Below are 875 nucleotides of genomic sequence, written 5' to 3'. Positions count from 1 at the left end.
CAACAAAAAAGCCCACTAAAAAGTGAGCTCCACTCGTCTATTCCGAGCTGTCAACAAATTCGCAATTAAAACCATAATTGAGAATAATTATCATATTAAATTAAAAAATAATTATTTTCAATAGCTTATAATTAACAAAAACAGGTATATAAATTCTAATAAAAAAATGCCCGCTACGTTAGAGAAATGAGCGGGCATATAAACACTTAATAAAAAAATACTCACTTTTTAGTAGTCTCTCCCTAAAGCAAGTATATAAACTTTTTAAATTCAGTACCCGTCTTTCCGGGCTGTCAATCTTGCATTACTATCATTTAACTGACAATGCTAAGTGAATTACTATAACTTCGTCCACTATAGCAGAAATATGCCATATGCTGGCATGCCAGTCAATTACTATTTGATTCTTAATCTTTTATCGTGACCCGATATATAAAACCCACCACACGCAACCATGTTCTTTAGGCAATTACGCCCTAACTTAAATTCATCTTCCATTTTTCTATCAGACAAGCCTCTTACATTCTTTTCAATAAAAAGATTTACAGCTGCTTTTGCTGAGGCACAAATACGATTAGAGAACTTTAAATCTATAATTAATTTTCGAACCTCATCAGCTTCAAAATCATTTATTTGGCACACCAATTGATTTTTTCTTGGAGCAACGCCTTTGTTATTTTCACAAATAAGCCAATAGATCTGATTTACACCGAGTGAATCAGGTATATTTCCTGACTTCATTCTACAAGTTTGTATATATGCACCATATTGTTTAAACCATTCTTCAGCCGTAAATTTCGACCAATCCATGACCTTTGTTTTCACCATCGCATTCATAAATCACCTACCAACCGTCTAATGTCTTCAATCGCCTT

General features: G+C 33.1%; 1 protein-coding gene. It reads right to left on the bottom strand.

Translation table 11 applies throughout. From position 1 onward, the window contains the following. Positions 1–396: 396 nt before the first annotated feature. Complete coding sequence (locus HX124_RS18080; protein WP_107010352.1) at positions 397–837, bottom strand: hypothetical protein; 441 nt, start codon at positions 835–837, stop codon at positions 397–399. Between the last annotated feature and the right edge of the window lie 38 nt (positions 838–875).

The organism is Acinetobacter sp. 226-1 (assembly GCF_030329325.1).
Classification (GTDB): domain Bacteria; phylum Pseudomonadota; class Gammaproteobacteria; order Pseudomonadales; family Moraxellaceae; genus Acinetobacter; species Acinetobacter sichuanensis.
This window is presented reverse-complemented; position numbering and strand designations above follow the sequence as displayed.

Coding starts and splice junctions, on each gene's coding strand:
- HX124_RS18080 (WP_107010352.1), bottom strand. CDS start 837: ATGAATGCGATGGTGAAAACAAAGGTCATGGATTGGTCGAAATTTACG.